Origin of the sequence: Micromonospora sp. NPDC000121 (genome assembly GCF_042899165.1) — a bacterium.
Lineage (GTDB): Bacteria > Actinomycetota > Actinomycetes > Mycobacteriales > Micromonosporaceae > Micromonospora.
Genome location: NZ_JBIAZP010000003.1, coordinates 249,439 through 267,329 on the forward strand (window position 1 = coordinate 249,439; position 17,891 = coordinate 267,329).

A 17,891-nucleotide genomic window follows, 5' to 3' on the forward strand; every position below is an offset into this window, starting at 1 on the left:
ATCCGGGATCGGCCAGCATGAACAGCCCGAATGCTTTGCGGGGTGAGCATCGAATCCTTCGATGCTCGCTCGGGTTCGCTGTGGTGCCAGGCTCGGCAGCTCAGAACGTGCCGTCGGGCGACCGGGCTCAAGGCGACGGCGCGGCCGGTGGTGCCTGCCGTGTCATGGTCCGGCTCAGGCTGTCAGAGGTTCGTGTGAAGATCGCCGCCGTGACTGGATGGATCTACAACGATCGCCCGGAGGGGGTCAGGTTCCTGGCCGAGCGGATTGCGGAGCCGGGTCGTGGGGAGATCGAGGCCGAGATCTGGGACTGGGTCGTGCGCGGCGAGGACGACGCCGGCGAGTTCGTGGATTTCTTCGACGAGGACGAGCAGCGCCACGGCGCCACCGACGAGGAGCTCGGGGCGGCGTACGAAAAGGCATTGGCTGCTCGGCGGGAGCAGCAGCGTGAATGGGGTGGGGTGCGGAGCAACCTCACCCGCGCCTTCGTCGATCTCAACGAGCTCGGCGTGTTGGCCAGGGAGAACTTCAGCTGCTGTGGCACCTGCGCGGCCGCTGAGATCCACGACGAGCGGGACGACTCCCGGCACTGGCACGGATACCTCTGGTACCACCAGCAGGACACGGAGTCGTTGCTCGCGAGCGAGGACGGCGAGGTCTACCTCGGCTACGGCGCCTATCCGCCGGCGGACTTCGACGAGGTCGCCTATGCCGCCCTGCCGGAGGCCGAACAGCAGGCCCGCTACCAGGCCGACCTGGAACGGCTCCTGGACGAGGTCGCCTTTCCGGTGCTCCGCAAGTACGGCATGCGGGTGGAGTGGAACCGCAAGCAGTCCAGGCGGATACGGGTGACCGGCGCCCAGTGGTACGCGCCATTGGTCTGAGACCCACCCTCTCGCGTTCTCGGCTGGGCGCTGGTCGAACTCGCGGTGGTGATCGCCGATGGCGCGCCGGCGACGGCGCCGCGCCAGAACAGCAGCTATCAGCGAAGACTCCGACGTCACAGGTCAGGCGCGGGTTGAGCCGTCCGCACCGGGGATGGCTGACCAGGCGAGCCTGCCGCCGATGATCGTGGCGGCAACTCGCGTCGAGAACCGATGACCGGAGAACGGTGTGTTCCGGGCTCGGCTGGCCAGCCGGTCCGCGTCGACCGTCCAGTCGGCGTCGGTGGCGACCAGGCACAGCGTCGCGGGCATGCCTACCTGGAGCGGATCCCCGTCGCCGACAGCCGTTCCGCCGATCGCTGCGGGTCGGATCGCCATCGCCTCGGCCAGGCGGCGCCATGACATGAGGCCCGTGCGCACCATGGTCTCCGCGACGACCGGCAGCGCGGTCTCCAGCCCGAGCATGCCGGGTGGCGCCTCGCACCAGGGACGGTTCTTGGCGGCGGCGGGGTGTGGCGCGTGGTCGGTGGCGACCACGTCGATGACCCCCTCGGCGAGCGCTTCCCGCAGGGCCGTCACGTCCTGGGCGCTCCGCAGGGGCGGGTTGACCTTGTAGCGGGTGTCGCCGGTGCGTACCAGTTCGTCGGTGAGCAGGAGATGGTGCGGGGTTACCTCCGCGGTGACTGGCCAGCCCCGCGATTTGGCCCAGCGGACTATCTCCACGCTGCCTCGCGTCGAGACATGGCAGATGTGCAGCGGGGTGTCGTCCGCGCCCGCCAGCACGCAGTCCCGGGCGATGATCGCCTCTTCGGCGACGGCGGGCCAGCCGGGCAGGCCCAACTCGCGGGCGACCGCCCCGTCGTTGGCCTGGGCGTTCGGGCTCAGCGGCGAGGATTGGGCGTGCTGGGCGATGAACCCGCCGACGTCGGCCGCCCGGCGCAGCGCCTGTCGCATCAACGCGGGGTCCTCCACACACCGGCCGTCGTCGGAGAACATCCGGGTGCGGGCGGCCGAGGCGGCCATTGCCTCAATCGGTGCCAGCACCGTGCCGTCGAGGCCGACGGTGACCGCGCCCACGGGCCGTACCTGGCAGTGTGCGGTGCGTTCGGCCACCTCGGCGACGTACTCCACGCGTCGCGGATCATCCGCCACCGGCTGGGTGTTCGCCATGGCGAACACCGTCGCGTAGCCGCCCATGGCCGCCGCGAGCGTGCCGGTGGCGATCGTCTCCGCCTCCTCCGCACCGGGTTGACGCAGGTGGGTGTGCAGGTCGGTGAGCGCAGGCAGAGCGATCAGGCCGTGGCAGTCGATGCCGTGGACGGCGGGCCCCTGCCCGGCGGGATCGAGCGCGGCGATCCGGCCGTTGTCGATCAGCAGGTCCACCGGTTCCTCGCCGTAGGGTCGTACGCCCCGCAGCACGGTGGGTGGCAGGAGCGGTTGCCGGGACAGCGGGCGCAGGTTCCAGCCGGGCTCAGTCATCCGCGGATCCCCACTTGAAGACCGGTCCGTCCAGACATACCAGAGGAGCTTCGGTCCCCATGCTCCGTTGTCCGGAGGAGCAGCCGTGGCAGTATCCGAGGCCGCACGCCATGTGCGCCTCGACGGACACCTGCACCTGCGCATCCCACCGTTTTCCGAGGTCGGCGGCGAGATCGGTCAGCCGTTGCGAGCCACAGGTGAGGATGAGCTGCGGAGGATCGGTGTCCAGCGTCGAGGTGAGCAGGGTGGACAGGACGTCCGGCTCACTGGTCCCGTCCGCGTCGGTGACCTGGTGCAGGCGCTCGACACCGCCCCGGCGCAGGACGTCGGCGCCGATCAGCACCCCAGGATGGCGGGCGCTGATGACGGCGACGGTCGTACCGCCGCGGCGGGCGTTGACCGCGGCGACCATGGTCAGCGAACAGGTGCCGATGCCGCGGCCGAGCAGCAGTACCCGGCTGGTTGCGGGGGAGAGGTGGAACCCCTGCCCGAGCGGGCCGGTCGCGAGCATGGTCTCGCCGACGGCGAAGGTGGCGAGCCGGCGCGTACCGCCGCCGACGACGCCGTAGATCACGTCGAACGTGCCGTGTTCGGGTGCGGTGTCGTAGATCGCCATCGGCCGCGGCAGGACGGGGGCGGTTTCGTCGGCGCGTGCCGCCGTGAGCATCACGAACTGGCCGGGTTGAGCCCGGGTGGCGATGGTCGGGGCGTGCAGGCGGAGGGACCGGTACCGGTCGCCGACCGGTTCGTGGCGCAGGACCGGCGCGTGATGCCAGGTGGGTGGGGGCCGGTGCGCCGGCGGCAGGTCGAGCGGGACGAGTCGCCCGCTGCTGGTGTTCAGCACGGCCCCTCCGCCGGGGATGTCGTGGTCAGTTCGCGATCGAGGGCGAGCAGGCTTCGGGCGAGCAGGTCGGTTCCGGCGGCGAGATCCGCGCTGCTCGTCCACTCCTCGGGAACGTGACTCAGCCCGGCCCGGCTCGGCACGAAGATCATTCCCGCGGGCACCACTTTGTTGATCATCTGGCTGTCGTGGCTGGCGCCGCTGGGCAGCACCCGGTACGCCGCCCCCGTGGCGGTGCAGGTCTCGGCGATCCGGCGGCGCAGCCAGATCGGCAGCACCACCGGGGAGGCGTCGCCGAGCAACTCGACGTCCAGGCTCACCCCGCGTCGCTCGCAGATGGCGCGGGCGCCGTGGATCAGCTCGGTCGCTGTCGACCGCTGCCGGTCGCTGTCCACGTCGCGGATGTCCACGTAGAGCCGAGCCTCGCCGGGGATCGTGGTGATCGAGCCCGGTTCGAGTTCCAGCCGGCCGACCGTGGCCCGGGTGCCGTGGTGCCGGGGGTCGGTGGCGATGCTCTCGGCGAGGAGCGTGATCTCCGCCGCGGCTGTCATGGCGTCGGCCCGCTGGTGCATCGGCGTCCCGCCGGTGTGCGAGGCGCGGCCGTGCAGGTCGAGGCGGAACCGGGTGCTGCCGGAGATGAGGTCGACGATGCCGATGGGCACGCCCTGGGCTTCGAGCACGCCACCCTGCTCGATGTGCAGCTCCACGAACGCCGCCCAGTCGTCCGCGCGCCACCGCGCTTCCTCGACGCGGCTCGGATCGAGACCGACAGCCCGCATGGCCTCGGCGAGACTCACTCCGTGGACGTCCCGCCGGGCGGCCAGATCGGACGGGCTCAGCAGGCCCGCCGCGATCCGGCTACCGGTGCACGCCTGACCGAACCGGGCACCCTCCTCACCGGCGAACGCCACGAATCTGATCGGGTGGCTGTGCCGTACGTCCGCCTCGACGAGAAGCCGGGCGACCTCCATGGCGGCCACCACTCCGGCTATGCCGTCGAACCGTCCGGCCCGCGGCACGCTGTCCAGGTGGGAGCCGGTGCCGATGGCGGGGGCGGGTCCGGCATCGCCGGGCCGCTCGGCGTAGCTGTTGCCCGCCGCGTCGGTCCAGGTGCGCAGTCCCAGCGCGGAGAGCCGGTCGGTGAACATCCGGTGCGCCGCGCGTTCCAACGGGGTGTACGCGAGTCGCGTCACGCCGTCGGTGCTCTCGCTGATCTCGGCGAACTTCGCCAGCAGGTCGGCCAACCGGCTGGCGTCGGCCAGGGGCAGGGCGACGTCGACGGTGTCCAGGCTCATCGCGGTGTCCGCGAGGAGGCTGCGGCGGTGACGACCGGGGTGCCGTCAACCGCTGCCAGGACCGCGTCGGTGACGGGTAGCGCCGCCGCGACCGCCACCACCTCGGCTTGGGCGTGGGCGAGCAGGAGCCGGAGCGCCGGCAGCGCCGACATGTCGTGCCAGGAGGCGGCGAGAAGCGCGACGCGTGCTCCGGGGTCCGGGGGCGGGCTCAGCGAGAGCAGCCCGGAGTCTTCGTAGATGCGTACGGTGGGGAGGTCCAGCTCCCGGGAGACGACGTGGGCCAGCACGCCGTCGTCGAGGTTGTCCCGCACGACCACCACCGTCGGGGTGTACGGCCGCAGCGCGTCGGCGATCGCCCCGCTGACGAGTTCGACGGCCGCCGCGGCACCGGCACGGTCGGCTGTGACCGCCCGGTGGAGTTCGTCGACAGCTGCGGCGAGCTGGCTCGCCGGTGTTGGGTGAGTGTTCATGGCGTTCGTGGCGCGGTGCCCTCGGCGTTGGCCATGGGAAGGAGCGCCGTCCCCCTTTCAGGAATCAGTGGACCGACAGCCGTCGGAGCCTGGGTGAAGCGGTGGAAACTGGGTCACGCTGGTGGTACGTCGGCTGTGCCCTGGCGGTCCCGGACTCGCGGCTGATCGGGGAGGTGCAGGTCCGCTGGGGTGAACAGGGCCCAGACGGGGCAGCGGGCCGCAGCCTCGCCCTGGCCGCCGCTGCGGTCGACGGCCGCCAGTACGGCGGGCACCACCGCGCCGTGGTCGCGAAGCGCGCGGACGGCGGTGGTGGCGCGTGAGCCGGACATGATCACGTCCTCGACGAGGACGACGCGTTCGCCCGCGTGTAGTTCCCCCTCGATCTGCGTCGGGTGTCCGCCGGCAGCAGGGGTGGAGACCACCGCGAAGGGCAGACCGGTCTCCAGGGACAGGGCGGTGACGAGGGGTGCCACCTCCGCCCGGCCGGCCAGCCGGTCCGTTGTGGCGTCCAGCAGGTCGGCCATCAGGGCGGCCATCCGCCGTAGGATCGTCGGGCGGGTTTCGAACAGAAAGACATCTATGTAGACGTCGACCGGGCCGGCCGGTGCGAGGGTGAACGCGCCGGGCAGACACGCCGCGGCACGCAGATCGCGGGCAAGCTCCAGCCAACGTTGGTGGCGGTTCTGGAAGGCGGTCGTGTCGCCAGTGCCGATGCTGGATGCGGTTCTGTTCATGGGGTCCCTCGAAAGGTCGCGGTGCTGTCGGTCTGGTCGGCTTCGGCGATCAGCGGTGGCGGGTTGAACTCGCTGATGTAGCCGAGTTCGGCGCTGAGTCGGGCCGCCGTGGCGAGCACCAGATGGGTCGCCCGGGCCCGGGCGACTGGATCACGCATCCGGTCGGCTGCCGCGGCGAGGGTGATGCTCGCGCAGGTCGTGCCGGTGGAAGAGCGAACGGGCGCGGCCACTGCCCACACGCCCCGGTCCAGTTCGTCGTCGCAGACGTCGTAACCCCGGGCCCGGATGACCGCGAGGTGTTCGATCACGGCCGCCGGGGTGTCCGGGGTGTCCGGGGTGAACGTGGTCAGTGGCTGCTCCGCGAGCAGTGCGCGGACGATGTCGGTGTCCATCTCGGCGAGGAGGGTTCGGGCGGACGCCGCCGCGTGCAGCGGCATCTCCTGGCCGATCCGGACGAACAGGCGCAGCGGGTGCACGCTCTCGACGAGGGCGATGCAAACCACCCGGTTGCCGACCAGTTCGGCGAGGAACACCGTCTCCCCGGACTCGGCCGCCGCGGCGACCACCGCAGGGTGCGGGGCTACCAGTGTGGCGGTGCGCCGGCTGTTCTGCTCGGCCAGTTGACGCGCGGCGGGGCCGAGGAAGTAACGCCGGTTGACCGGGGAGCGGGTGACGAACTCCTGCTCGGCCAGGACCGCCAGCAGCCGATGCGCGCTGCCGAGCGGGATGCCGAGCGTCTCGTGCAGATCCTTCATGCTCATTCCGTCGCCGTGACGGGCGAGGATCCGCAGTATCTCCAGCGCTCTGACGACCGGTTGCACGCTGTCTCCTTCGAACTGGCTCGGCGGGCTTCAGACCCGTAGCGAGCCGACGACTTCCGAGACGGACATGGTGCCCGATGCGGCCAGCAGCGGCCCGAGCTCCCGCACGATCTCCGCCATGGCGTACGGGCGGGCGAAGTTGGCCGTCCCGACCTGGACCGCGCTCGCTCCGGCCAGGAGGAATTCCAGGACGTCCCGCGCCGAGCTGATGCCGCCGCAGCCGATGACCGGGATGTCGACCGCGCGGGCGGCCTGCCAGACGAGGCGCAGGGCGATCGGTTTCACCGCAGGCCCGGACAGTCCGCCGACGCCATTACCGAGTACGGCCGTACGGCGGGTGGCGTCCACGCTCATTGCCGGGAAGGTGTTGGCCACCGTGATGGCCGTGGCGCCGGCGTGCTCCGCTGCGCGGGCGATGTCCACGATCGACGTCACGTTCGGGGTGAGTTTGACGAACACCGGCACGTGCGAGCGGGCCACCACACCGGACACGACCCGTTCGACCGTGGCCGCGTCGGTGCCGATGGCCAGTCCGCCGTGTTCGAGGTTGGGGCAGGAGACGTTCACCTCGAGCGCTGCGGCGTCGTGGCCGGCCAGTTGCTCCGTCGCCGTCCAGTACTCCGCCACGGTCAGCCCGCCGACGCTGATGATGGTCGGCACGTTGGTGGCGAGGTAACGGGGGAGTACGCGGGAGCGGAATTCGTCGATACCCGGACTGGGGATGCCGACGCTGTTGAGCATCCCGTCGGGGGTCTCGGTGATGCGGTGTGCGGGATTGCCGGAGCGCACCGCGGCGAAGACGGTCTTCGTGACCAGCGCGCCCAGTTCGTCCAGCGGCACCAGCGTGCCGAGCTCCGGGCCGAAACAGCCGGACGCGGGCATGACCGGGTTGCTCAGCCGGATATCACCGAGAGTGACGGACAAGTCGATCCTGGTTCGTTGTGTCTGGGTCCAGAATTCAGCTCTCGAGTCGCTCTCGTCGCCGTGCATGGCGACCGAAATACCCGAGTTATCGGTTGAGACGTGCAGCTCCGTTTCCACCACGCGGATGTACCTCTTCCGTTTGGGAAGAGACGACTATGCGTCACCCGCTGTGGTTCGTCAAGGGGGGAATCCTCCGCCCCGAGCCGGGCCGAGCGTTCACGCCGCCCTGGGAGCCGCCGCGTTTCAGCATGTGGAAAGCGGGGTGGCGAAGAGCGGCTTGCTGGCCGCGATGCGGGCTGCCCGTCGGAGAGCTCCTCCTCCCGGCTACTCAACGCAGTTTCCTGGACCGCTGGCTCGGTCTGCAGGCTCGCTGGCGAAGCGCTGTCAGTGCCCAGGCGGCCGGGATGCTTCCGTCTCACCGAAGTTAGGTTTCTGTTTCGCCGGACGGCAGTCACGCATGCCGGTGACGCCACCAAGCGTCTGATGGGGTCGGGGTTATCAACACGTATTGACTACCCGGTGTGATGGACGTATCTTCGGCACTTCCTTCCCCCGGAGGTGTCCATGAAGGTGACCCGAGCCGATGTGGCCAGGCGGGCGCAGACCTCGCCGTCGGTGGTCAGCTATGTGCTCAACGGCGGTCCACGCCCGGTCGCACCGGCCACCCGGGCCCGGGTCGAGGCAGCCATCCGGGACCTCGGATACCGCCCGAACCGCGTGGCCCAGGCGCTCCGCCGTACCCGCAGCGGCTTTCTCGGCCTGTTGATGCCGGATGGGGGCAACCCCTTCTTCGCCGAGCTGGCCAACGCCATCGAGACCGAGGCGGCACGCCGCGGAAAGCTGCTGTTCCTGCTGCACTCCGACGGCGGCGAGGAGGGCGAGCGGCTCGCCGCCATGGGGGATGTCCGGGCCGAGGGGGTGCTGTGGGTGCCGCACCACGAAAGCCCGTCGACCGCATCCGCCCTGGCCAACTCGCCCTGCCCGGTGGTGGTCCTCGACCGGGTGCCGGCCGATGCGGCGACCGGGCACGACTCGGTCGCGGTGGATCACCATCAAGGCGCCTGGCTGGCCACCAGCCATCTGGTCGAGCACGGCTTCCGGCAGGTGTCGTGCCTGTCCGGGCCGAGCGAGACCATCGTCGGGCGCGACCGGACGGCCGGTTGGCGGCAGGCGCTGGCCGACCACGGCATCACCGAAGGCGTGTGGGAGATACCGGCGGAATTCACACCGGAGGGCGGATGGGCGGCCGGGAACGAACTGCTCGACCGGTTGACCTTCCCGGCCGCCGTCTTCGTCGCCTCGGACCGGCAGGCGCTCGGCCTGCTGCGCGCCGTACGCGAACGGGGACTCGACGTACCGCGAGACATCGCCATCGTGTCCTTCGACGGTACGGACGTCAGCGCCTACACCACGCCGCCGCTGTCCACCATGCGGCAGCCCCTGCCGGCGCTCGCGGCCGGCGCTCTGACGCTTCTCGAGGAGCGAATACGCGACCCGTACCGACCGGCGCGGCACATCGCCCTGCCCGCCGAGCCCCTGTTCCGAACAAGTTGTGGATGTGGACAGCTATGAGTGTGCCAACCGGAAACCCCATCGCCGAACGCCGTTCCCCACAGGCCGAGCAGGGAACTCTGTTGCGGCTGTCGCAGATCACCAAGGAGTACCGGTCCGACCGGGGCAAGGTGGTGCGCGCGCTGCACGAGGTGTCGCTCGACGTGCGGCAGGGCGAGATCCTCGCCATCATCGGCGCGTCCGGCTGCGGCAAGTCCACCCTGCTGCGGATCATGGCGGGCCTCGACACCATCACCTCCGGGCAGACGGAGTGGTCACGCCGGCCGACACCCGGCCGGGACATCGGATACGTCTTCCAGGAGCCGGTCCTGCTGCCCTGGCGCAGCGTCTTGCGTAACGCCTGCATCGCCCCCGAGACGTTGAAGGAGCCGCGGCAGCGGTACGAGCCTCGGGTACGCGAACTGCTGGGCCTGGTCGGACTGACCGACTTCGCCGACGCGCTGCCGCGCGAACTCTCCGGCGGGATGCGGCAGCGGACCTCGATCGTGCGGGCGCTGGCCCACGATCCGATGCTGCTGCTGATGGACGAGCCCTTCGGCGCACTCGACCAGATCACTCGGGAGAAGCTGCACGACGATCTGCTCAACATCTGGACCGCGACCGGCAAGACCATCGTGTTCGTGACGCACAGCGTCGACGAGGCCACCTACCTCGCCGACCGGGTGGTCGTGCTGTCGCCCCGCCCCGGTCGGGTACGCGCGGTCCACGACGTGCCCCTGCCCCGGCCCCGGGACGCGCGGACGAAGCTCGATCCGCGGTTCGCGGAGTTCCAGGCCATGCTGCGGGGGGAACTGTGACGGTTCAGACCTCGACGCCCGAGCCGGCGGCACCGGCCGTCGCGCCGCCGCCGGCACCGGTTGGTACGTCGCGACGGGACCGCCTGCGATTCGTGGCCAAGCCCTTCGTGGCGCTGCTGTACGTCCTCGTGATCGTCGGTGCCTGGGGCGCGTACCAGGCGGTGGCAGACGTCCCGCGGTATCTGCTCGCCAGCCCGGCCGAGGTCGGATCGCAACTGCTGGAGTTCGTGCAGACCGGAACGCTGTGGACCCACCTGGTGTACACGGTCCGCAACATCGGCGTCGGCTTCGCGATTGGGGCGGTGATCGGCGCCGCGCTGGGAGTGGCCGTCTCCCGGTCGCAGATCGTCGACGCGATGCTCTCCCCGTTCCTGATCGTGTTCCAGGCGATGCCGAAGATCGCGCTCGCGCCCATGTTCGTGCTCTGGTTCGGCCTCGGCCTGACCAGCCAGTTCGTGCTCATCGTGAGCCTGTCCTTCTTCCCGATCCTGGTCGGTACCGCCACTGGTCTGCGGCAGGTGAACCCGGGCTACCGGGATCTCGCCACCGTCGTCGGGCTGAACCCGGTAGCCCGACTGTTCCGCATCGACATCCGGGCGGCGTCACCGTCGATCTTCGCCGCCGCCCGGGTAGCCGCCGTCGACGCCATGACCGGAGCGGTCCTCGCCGAGTGGATCTCCTCCAGCCAGGGACTCGGCTACCTCCTGGTCGAGGCCAACTCCTCCTACCAGGTCCCCATGCTGATGGCCTCGATCGTGGTGATCGTGGCTGTCGGACTCGCCCTCTACCAACTGGTCTCCTTCGTGGAGGCCCGCGCCCTGCGGTGGCGCGATCCCGTCACGGCCTGATCACACGACCTGTCCGTCGTGACTCGACCCCCCCATCGAACTGGAATACGAGGTACACCCATGCGCTCCATGACCCGTAGATCCCTTCTCGCCGGTATCGCCGCCAGCACCGTCATCGCCCTCACCGCCGGCTGCGGCGGCGTCGAGGCAACCAGCGGCGGCACGGACGGCGGCACGACCAAGGTCAGCATCCAGATCGACGGCGCCGCCGCCCCCTACTACGCGCCGCTGTACTGGGCCAAGGAACAGGGCTACTTCACCAAGCAGAACCTCGACGTCGAATTCCTGTACGCCGACGCCGCAACCATCACCAAGAACGTGGCCGCCAACAACGTCCAGTTCGGCTTCCCGAACGCCGACAGTGTGATCCAGGCGGTGGCCAACGGCGTGCCGGACCTCGTCGTGCACACCACGTACCAGCAGGGCATCGGCGCACTGCTCACCCTCGCCGACTCAGGCATCACCGGCCCGGCCGACCTGAAGGGCAAGACGGTCGCGGTGACCAGCCTCGGCTCCCCGAACTACGTCCAACTGACGGCGATTGCCGCCTCGGCGGGCCTGGACGTGAAGAAGGACCTGACAGTCAAGGTCGTCGGTACCGGCGCCATCGTCTCCGCACTGCAGAACAAGCAGGTGGACGCGATCGTCTTCTCGCGGCTGCGCTACTACACCCTGCAGGCCGCCGGGGTGCAGGTCACCCAGATCCTGTCCAACCAGTACCTCCCGTCGTTCGGCAACGTCGTGATCACCGGCCAGCAGTTCGCCAAGGAGAACCCCAAGGCCGTCACCGGATTCACCACCGCGCTGAACGCCGCGCTGCAGGACCTCATCGACGGCAAGCTGCCGCAGGCGGTCGAGATGTCCATCCAGAAGTACGCCACCAGCTTCGCCGGCCAGGAGAAGTCGGTGACCCAGGTGATGCAGGAGGTCTTCGTCAAGGACCTGTGGCAGAGCGACGCCACCAAGGCGCACGGGCTCGGCTACGGTGACCCGACGGCCTGGCAGAACGCCGTGGACGCGCAGAAGAAGTACGGCCTGATCCAGGGTGACGTGCGGGCGTCCGACTTCGTGAAGGCTTCCTCGTGACCGAGCAGCGACTCGGCAAGCTACCGCGCGCCGTGCTCGGCACGGCGTCGGTAGCGGCCTTCCTGCTGGCCTGGCAGGGCTATGTCCACCTCGCGCAGGTGCCCACGTACACCCTTCCCGGCCCGATCGAGATCGTGACGCACACCTGGCGGATGCTCACCGGCGAGCAGTTGCTCGTCCACCTCCGGGTGACCGCTGCCGAACTGCTGCAGGGGGTGGCGATCGGATTGGCGGTCGGCGTGCTCGCCGGGGTGGCGATGTCCCGATGGCGCTGGCTGGAACGAGCGGCCATGCCGCTGCTGGTATTCATCCAGATCACCCCGAAGATCGCGATCGCCCCGCTTCTGGTGCTGTGGCTCGGGCTCGGCGTGACCAGCAAGATCACCCTGGTTGCGCTGGTCACGTTCTTCCCGGTGCTGATCAACACGCTGGCCGGGCTGCGCGGCATCGGTACGAACTACCGCCACCTGTGTCAGGTGCTCGCGCTCTCCGGCCCACGGCGGTTCTTCCGGCTCGAACTGCCGATGACCCTGCCGCACATTGTGGTCGGGCTCCGCCTCGGTGCGCTGGCCGGGGTCACCGCCGCAGTGATCGGCGAGTTGATCGGCGCCCAGGGTGGGCTCGGATACCTGGTCGCGCAGAGCCAGGAGACCGACAACATCCCGCAGGCAATGGTCGGGCTGCTGCTGCTGAGCATGCTCGGGCTGGCCTCCTGGTCCGGTATCGGTGCCGTCGCCGGCTGGCTCCGCTCCCGGTTCGGTGTGACCGATGGCTGAACCTCCGCGGAGCCGCTGTCGTCGGCGGAGGCCGGGACGATGACCAGGACACCCCGGCGCATCGTGGTCGACACCGACGGAGGCGTGGACGACCTGGTGGCACTCGCCTGGTTGCTGCGCCTGCCGGATGTGGAGATACCGGCGATCATCGCCACCGGCGGGGCACGGCCTGCCGATGTCGTCGGGGCGGCGGTCACCCACGCGCTTCGCGCGCTCGCTCCGGCCCGGCGGCCGTTGCTGCTGCGAGGCGCCGAGATCGACCCCGCGGCGCGGGTTGCGGTCCCGTCGGGCGCGCGGCTGCACGGCGAGTACGGCCTCGGGCCGCTCGTCCCCACCCACGGCGCCGAGTTCGGCGGCGACGTACTCGTCGACCGGTCACTGCCGGCGCACACCGACTACCTGGTGCTCGGCCCGTTGACCACCGCCGAGCGCCTCGCCGGGCAGGTGAGCCACTGGCCGGCGCATGTCCGGTTGACCATGATGGGTGGGGCGTTCTCCCTGCCCGGCGTGGTGCGGGGAGCCGAGCCGAACTTCGCCCGCGATCCCCGGGCCGCTCGGCACCTGTTCGCCGAGCCGCCCGGCCGCGGGGTGCGGGTCGTGCCGACGGACGCGACCACCCTGGCGAGCTGCCCACCGGAGGCCGTCCGGCGGGTGCTCGCCGGCGGCACCGGCTGGCCAGGGGTGCGCGCGCAACTGCTGGCGCACTACTGGTCCGGCACGGCCAGCCGATACTGCCACGACCTGGTGGCCGCAGCTGTCGTGGCGCGCCCGGAGGTGGTGGCGGTCGAGACGCCCGCCACGGTGGCCGTCGACGCGTACGGCCGGTCGGACATGACCCCGCAGGGGAACGTGGCCGTGACGGTGGTGAGCCGCCTCGACGAGACGGCGTGGCGCGAGATCGTCCTGGCATGGGCGACCGACAGAGAGGCGACGGTGCGTTGAACGGCCCGAAGATCGCGGTGGTGGGCAGCGCCAACCTTGACCGCATGGTGGTGACCGACCGGCTCCCCGGGCCGGGGGAGACCCTGACCGCCAGGGAGTATCGGGAAGGTGTCGGCGGTAAGGGCGCGAACCAGGCGATGACCATCGCCACCCTCGGTACGCCCGTCGGCTTCGTCGGATGCGTCGGCGCCGACGCCGCTGGTGAGCAGGTGCGACAGCGGCTCGCCGGCCGGGGCGTGGACGTGTCGGGGCTGACGGTCGTCCATGACGTCCCCACGGGGACCGCGCTGATCACGGTGGACAGCGCCGGCGAGAACGTGATCGTGGTGCACCCCGGGTCGAACGGCGCACTGGACGCGGCCCGCGTCGACCGGCACCGGGACATGATCGCGACGGCAGCGCTCACCCTGATGCAGTGCGAGGTCGGCACGCCCGCCCTGGAGCGGGCCGCAGCGCTGGCCGAGGGCCTCCTGGTGCTGAATCCCGCGCCCGCAACTCCGCTTTCCGACGCCCTCGTACGCCGGGTGGACGTGCTGGTGCCCAACCGGGCCGAGTTGGCGGTCCTGGCCGGCACGTCCCTGCCAGAGAGCCTGGACGACGTGGCGAGCGCCGTCGGCAAGCTCGGGCTCGCGGCGACCGTCGTGGTGACGCTCGGGTCGCAGGGCGCGGCCGTAGTGGAGCCGGACGGCCGGGTTGATCACGTTCCGGCGCTTCGTACCGAGGCCGTGGACACGACCGGCGCCGGCGACTGCTTCTGCGGAGCCCTCGCGACCGCGCTGGTGGCGCGGCCGGGCCGGGCCGTGGCGGAGGCCGCCCGCTGGGCGGCCGTCGCGGCGGCGCTGTCGACACGCGGCCGGGGCGCGCAAGGCGCGCTGCCGACCATGGACGAGGTGTCCAGGGCAATGCTGGTTGCGTCTCCAGGGGCATGACATCAGCAACTGCGCCGTAACCGCCAGCACTTCGGAGCTGGCGGCTACGGCGCACACAGCCGAAGCGCCGGGACACGTCTCCGGGAGTGGTATAGGAGCTGACCCGCTACGGCGCAAAGGCTGATCAGCCACACGACCTCTCGGGTATGGGTTGGACCGCCGGTAGAGGGAGGACCAACACCGCTTCCGTTGGCGATGCCGGGCACACCACCAACAGCAGCTGCGCCGGGATGGCGGTCATCGCGCCGAGGTTAGGAACTTGGCCTGGGCTTGCCGCAGGCTGCTGAGGTCGGCGGGTACGGGCACGACGCCGTAGCGGTCGCATGCGTCGACGCTCGCTCCGAGCGATGGTGGCCACCGCCGCTGCCACTCGACCAGGGGCACGCTTGGGCCCGCGGCGCGCAGTGGCGCGGCGAGACGGTCGAACTCCGCCTGTTGCCACTCACGCAGCGCGTTCCAGCGCCGGGTTGCGGCCATCAGCGAGCCGGCGACCTCGGTGGCTGTGGCCGCTGGCGGCTGGACCACGTCGCCGTTCATGAGTGAGTGCCGTCCCAGTGGCAGTGCGCTGCGGTGGCCGTACCGTTCGCCGACGACCTGCGAGACGTGTCGGCAGGTTTCGCAGCCCAGCCACGACCACCGGGTCCGGGTGGTCACCGTGTCGCGGACGCACAACACGCACAGGTCGAGGTCACTGGAGATGTCCTGCCCCTGCCACTGCTGCGCCCACTCCGGCGTACGTGGCTGGCAGCCGCATCGCTGCTCGCGCGGGACACCACCGCGGAGATCCCCGCAGGTCAGGCAGACCGCGAAAGAGGTTAGGCCCAGCTCTTCGAATGGCACGGTGAACTCGCTTTCCGATGCCCCGAGGCACCCGCTCTTGCCGGGCCGCAGTTCGCGGTCGGCCTGGTCTTCTCCCGGGGGCACCGTGCGCGGGTAGCGCGGTTGCCGGGTCAGCAAGCCGGGAGGCTTGACGCTGACCACTCGTGACGACAGGCAGCATAGAGATCATCGACGCAGGGAGCAACCCCGGGATCAGGCTGGCGGAGGCGGCGTCGGCGGGGTCGTAGAGCGAGTCGGCGGTCGGCTCGCAGGTCCTCTACGCTTCGACGGCCTGCTGGGCGGTGCCGGTGCGTTAGACGAGGAGCACCAACACCTGCTTGATGTTGTCGAGGGCCTGCAGGAGCGGGCCGGGTTGCCCGCCGTGCAGGACCGCGCTGACGAGGTGGCGGCTCCCAGGCAAAGCCCGGGAGCCGCCGCGGTGAGAAACTACGTCAGCCCGCAGTCGGGCCGCACTGCCAGCGTCAGCAGTAGGCCTGGTACAAGGCGAGGTTCTGCTGGTAATACGTGAAGTAGCGGCGCGCCAGGCTGCCGTAAAGGAGGCGGGCTGCCGGATCCGTGCTGCTGAACTGCAACATGTTGTACTTGAGGTACATGTTGAGGTCGCTGGTGTACTGCGCCTTCAGGTCAGCGCAATAGGTACTGGTCGTGGGCGTGGCCGTATCGGTCGCGTGGGCCGGTCCGGCGAGGCCTGCCGTTGCGGTGGCTGTGATGGCGGTGACGAGTGCGATGCGGGAAAGGAAAATGCGCACGCCGATCCTCCTTGAGTTGAGTCTCGCGAGTCCGCCGGAATCGGTTTGCCAGGCGGACCAACCTTCCGCAACAACGGACGCGAATCGGAATCCTTGTAGTGGTCTCGACCGTGGGCGATTGCGATCGCTTGTTGCTGACATGGATGTTAAGAACGGCGTACCTGCTTGATCGTCGGCCGCAGGGTTGATCAACGGGTGGACGACACCCGGTTCTCACTCCACCCCTGGGTGGACCCACGGTGGCCGCCCGGGCTCGGCGACGAGCAACCACAGGGCTGGTCTACCGGCACGCGAACCGACAGGCTGACCTTTAAGCTTGCGGTTCGTGACGACACCCCTTACCCCGGTCGAGGTGGCCTTCGCGCTGTTGCGGGAGGGCCGTCTGGGCGACGCCGAGAACATCATGACGCGCGAGCTGCAGGCCGTCGCGGACAAACACGGTCACGGCAGCCCGGAGTGGGCCTCGGCCCAGTGCGACCTCGGCAATGTGCTGCTGGACGCCGATCAACTCGACCGCGCGATCGAGTGCTACCGCCGCGCCGTCTCCGCGACGCCGCGCGATCACGAGTCCCGCAAGGACCAGTTGACCTACCGACTCAATCTGGGCTTGGCGCTGCGCATGGCCGGACGACTCGACGAGGCCGAGACGGAGCTACGCCAGGGCGTTCAGGAGCGGCTTGCCTTCTACGGTCGCGAGCATGCCGGGTACGCGTTCGGCCTCGAACCGCTGGCGGACCTGCTGCGGCAGCGTGGCGACGTGGCAGGTGCCCGGCAGGTCGTTGAGGAGGTGGTGGCCAACCTGTGGCGCAACGGGCACGAGCGGGTGGCCTCCGCGTTGGCGCTGCGAGCAGCGATTGTGCACGCTGGCGGCACCCGCGAGCCGCTGTTCGTGGGCTTGCACCAACTGCCGGACGAGGTCGTCGAGCAGGTCGGGCGAGTCGTCACCCAGATGCTGGACCACGACGATGCGGCGTCCAAGCCCCTGCTCACCTCCCTGGTCGCTGCGTTGGAGGAGCGGCTCGGCGTTGACCATCAGGCGACGCTCAACGCTTTGTCCGCGCTGGCGAACCTCGGCCGTGATCTCGGTGACCAGGCGGGGCGGGTTGATGCGATCGAGCGCGTGCTCGCTTCGTACGATCGCCAGGGCCGGCAGGAGGAGGCGCTGATGGCAGCGCTCGGCTTGGCAATGGCCCAGGACGACGCCGGCGATGCCGAGGCGGCGCTGCGCACGTACGCGTCGGCGCACGCGAGGGCGGAGCGCATCGGTCGTCCGGAGCTGCGAAGCCAGGTGCTGCGCAACTGGGGTCTCGCGTTGAAGGAGGCCGGCCAGGTCGGCCCCGCGGAGCAACGGTTGACCGAGGCCGTGAACCAGGCGCGCCGCGGCATCGACCATGAGATGGTCGGGCGGGCCTGCATCGCCCTCGGGCTGTTCCTTCAGCATGAGGGTCGGCTGCTGGAGGCCCGGACGGTCCTGGAGGAGGGCCTGGCCGTCATGAATCCCGTACACCCGGACGCGATCACCGGCCGCAGCCACCTCGGTGCGGTCCTGGATGGCCGCACCTGCGGGTGCGGCGACATGGCGGGCACGATAGCGGACGCGTTCCGCGAGTTCGTCATTACCAGGCTTCCCGCGGACCTGCTCGACCGCCTCGATGTGGCGATCGTGGACGGCGACTTCAAGATCGAGGTTGGGCTGCGGCGAGAACCGGCCGAGTCCGAGCTCGAGCGGCTCAACGACGTTTTCCAGACCGCTCACGCGGAATTCCGTCGCCGGCTCAGCGAGCCCCGCTACGCCGGCTGACCGCCCGACTGCCGTTGCAGTGCCAGGCCATCGGCGTGCGAGGCCAAGCGCCGATCTTGCCAGGATCGCACGCACTGTTCTCGGCGTTACCGGAAGCTTGGAT

General features: G+C 70.2%; 18 protein-coding genes, 1 pseudogene and 1 riboswitch. Of the genes and pseudogenes, 9 read left to right on the forward strand and 10 right to left on the reverse strand.

Annotated elements, in window-relative coordinates:
• Positions 1-209 precede the first annotated feature (209 nt).
• Positions 210-884 carry a DUF6891 domain-containing protein gene (locus ACFY23_RS11705; protein ID WP_350677425.1) on the forward strand — a complete coding sequence of 225 codons (675 nt, stop codon included), beginning with the start codon at positions 210-212 and terminating at the stop codon, positions 882-884.
• Positions 885-1,007: 123 nt separating this feature from the next.
• Here the strand turns inward: ACFY23_RS11705 and ACFY23_RS11710 are convergent, their stop codons facing one another.
• The 7 genes from ACFY23_RS11710 to ACFY23_RS11740 all read right to left on the reverse strand — a co-directional run bounded on the left by ACFY23_RS11710 (position 1,008) and on the right by ACFY23_RS11740 (position 7,568).
• Positions 1,008-2,315, reverse strand: coding sequence for a dihydroorotase (locus tag ACFY23_RS11710; RefSeq protein ID WP_387038489.1), 1,308 nt, complete (start codon positions 2,313-2,315; stop codon positions 1,008-1,010).
• Positions 2,316-2,355: 40 nt separating this feature from the next.
• On the reverse strand, positions 2,356-3,207 hold the full coding sequence (locus ACFY23_RS11715; protein WP_350677420.1) for a hypothetical protein: 852 nt from the start codon (positions 3,205-3,207) through the stop codon (positions 2,356-2,358).
• A complete protein-coding gene (locus tag ACFY23_RS11720) occupies positions 3,201-4,499 on the reverse strand; it encodes a Zn-dependent hydrolase (protein ID WP_350677419.1) in 1,299 nt (432 codons plus the stop codon). The genes ACFY23_RS11715 and ACFY23_RS11720 overlap by 7 nt, the downstream gene beginning before the upstream one ends.
• The gene (locus tag ACFY23_RS11725) at positions 4,496-4,969 is read right to left on the reverse strand and encodes a hypothetical protein (RefSeq protein WP_350677416.1); all 474 of its coding nucleotides are present in this window, start codon (positions 4,967-4,969) and stop codon (positions 4,496-4,498) included. The genes ACFY23_RS11720 and ACFY23_RS11725 overlap by 4 nt, the downstream gene beginning before the upstream one ends.
• A gap of 113 nt (positions 4,970-5,082) precedes the next feature.
• On the reverse strand, positions 5,083-5,703 hold the full coding sequence (locus tag ACFY23_RS11730; protein WP_350677413.1) for a hypothetical protein: 621 nt from the start codon (positions 5,701-5,703) through the stop codon (positions 5,083-5,085).
• Positions 5,700-6,524: an IclR family transcriptional regulator gene (locus ACFY23_RS11735; protein WP_350677411.1), complete on the reverse strand. Its 825-nt coding sequence runs from the start codon at positions 6,522-6,524 to the stop codon at positions 5,700-5,702. Before ACFY23_RS11735 ends, ACFY23_RS11730 begins: the two co-directional genes overlap by 4 nt.
• 30 nt (positions 6,525-6,554) lie before the next feature.
• Positions 6,555-7,568, reverse strand: coding sequence for a dihydroorotate dehydrogenase (locus tag ACFY23_RS11740; RefSeq protein WP_350819439.1), 1,014 nt, complete (start codon positions 7,566-7,568; stop codon positions 6,555-6,557).
• Positions 7,569-8,012: 444 nt separating this feature from the next.
• Between ACFY23_RS11740 and ACFY23_RS11745 the strand changes: the two genes are divergently transcribed.
• The 7 genes from ACFY23_RS11745 to ACFY23_RS11775 all read left to right on the forward strand — a co-directional run bounded on the left by ACFY23_RS11745 (position 8,013) and on the right by ACFY23_RS11775 (position 14,398).
• Complete coding sequence (locus ACFY23_RS11745) at positions 8,013-9,020, forward strand: LacI family DNA-binding transcriptional regulator (protein ID WP_350677406.1); 1,008 nt, start codon at positions 8,013-8,015, stop codon at positions 9,018-9,020.
• A gap of 62 nt (positions 9,021-9,082) precedes the next feature.
• Positions 9,083-9,817 carry an ABC transporter ATP-binding protein gene (locus tag ACFY23_RS11750; protein WP_350819437.1) on the forward strand — a complete coding sequence of 245 codons (735 nt, stop codon included), beginning with the start codon at positions 9,083-9,085 and terminating at the stop codon, positions 9,815-9,817.
• Positions 9,818-9,909: 92 nt separating this feature from the next.
• Positions 9,910-10,665, forward strand: coding sequence for an ABC transporter permease (locus tag ACFY23_RS11755; protein WP_350677402.1), 756 nt, complete (start codon positions 9,910-9,912; stop codon positions 10,663-10,665).
• Between the two features lie 69 nt (positions 10,666-10,734).
• Positions 10,735-11,751 carry an ABC transporter substrate-binding protein gene (locus ACFY23_RS11760; RefSeq protein ID WP_350677399.1) on the forward strand — a complete coding sequence of 339 codons (1,017 nt, stop codon included), beginning with the start codon at positions 10,735-10,737 and terminating at the stop codon, positions 11,749-11,751.
• Entirely contained in the window at positions 11,748-12,527 is a 780-nt protein-coding gene (locus ACFY23_RS11765; protein ID WP_350677398.1) for an ABC transporter permease, read from the forward strand. Before ACFY23_RS11760 ends, ACFY23_RS11765 begins: the two co-directional genes overlap by 4 nt.
• Positions 12,528-12,566: 39 nt before the next feature.
• A complete protein-coding gene (locus tag ACFY23_RS11770; RefSeq protein WP_350677395.1) occupies positions 12,567-13,469 on the forward strand; it encodes a nucleoside hydrolase in 903 nt (300 codons plus the stop codon).
• Entirely contained in the window at positions 13,436-14,398 is a 963-nt protein-coding gene (locus ACFY23_RS11775) for a ribokinase (protein WP_350677393.1), read from the forward strand. The genes ACFY23_RS11770 and ACFY23_RS11775 overlap by 34 nt, the downstream gene beginning before the upstream one ends.
• A gap of 237 nt (positions 14,399-14,635) precedes the next feature.
• Here ACFY23_RS11775 and ACFY23_RS11780 read toward each other — a convergent pair whose 3' ends face one another.
• The 3 genes and pseudogenes from ACFY23_RS11780 to ACFY23_RS11790 form a co-directional block, all read right to left on the reverse strand.
• Positions 14,636-15,238: a hypothetical protein gene (locus ACFY23_RS11780; protein ID WP_350677392.1), complete on the reverse strand. Its 603-nt coding sequence runs from the start codon at positions 15,236-15,238 to the stop codon at positions 14,636-14,638.
• A gap of 28 nt (positions 15,239-15,266) precedes the next feature.
• Positions 15,267-15,387, reverse strand: a riboswitch (SAM riboswitch).
• 146 nt (positions 15,388-15,533) lie between these two features.
• Positions 15,534-15,626, reverse strand: a pseudogene (locus ACFY23_RS11785) (DUF6244 family protein); the annotation flags it as partial.
• Positions 15,627-15,699: 73 nt separating this feature from the next.
• Complete coding sequence (locus ACFY23_RS11790; protein ID WP_350677389.1) at positions 15,700-15,987, reverse strand: hypothetical protein; 288 nt, start codon at positions 15,985-15,987, stop codon at positions 15,700-15,702.
• A 325-nt stretch (positions 15,988-16,312) separates the two neighbouring features.
• Here ACFY23_RS11790 and ACFY23_RS11795 point away from each other — a divergent pair, with 325 nt between their 5' ends.
• On the forward strand, positions 16,313-17,788 hold the full coding sequence (locus ACFY23_RS11795; RefSeq protein ID WP_350677386.1) for a tetratricopeptide repeat protein: 1,476 nt from the start codon (positions 16,313-16,315) through the stop codon (positions 17,786-17,788).
• Positions 17,789-17,891: the final 103 nt, after the last annotated feature.

Excerpts from the sequence above, each read along its gene's own strand:
- ACFY23_RS11725 (WP_350677416.1), bottom strand. The coding sequence starts at position 4,969 with ATGAACACTCACCCAACACCGGCGAGCCAGCTCGCCGCAGCTGTCGAC.
- ACFY23_RS11760 (WP_350677399.1), top strand. The coding sequence starts at position 10,735 with ATGACCCGTAGATCCCTTCTCGCCGGTATCGCCGCCAGCACCGTCATC.
- ACFY23_RS11770 (WP_350677395.1), top strand. The coding sequence starts at position 12,567 with ATGACCAGGACACCCCGGCGCATCGTGGTCGACACCGACGGAGGCGTG.
- ACFY23_RS11720 (WP_350677419.1), bottom strand. The coding sequence starts at position 4,499 with ATGAGCCTGGACACCGTCGACGTCGCCCTGCCCCTGGCCGACGCCAGC.
- ACFY23_RS11730 (WP_350677413.1), bottom strand. The coding sequence starts at position 5,703 with ATGAACAGAACCGCATCCAGCATCGGCACTGGCGACACGACCGCCTTC.
- ACFY23_RS11775 (WP_350677393.1), top strand. The coding sequence starts at position 13,436 with ATGGGCGACCGACAGAGAGGCGACGGTGCGTTGAACGGCCCGAAGATC.
- ACFY23_RS11745 (WP_350677406.1), top strand. The coding sequence starts at position 8,013 with ATGAAGGTGACCCGAGCCGATGTGGCCAGGCGGGCGCAGACCTCGCCG.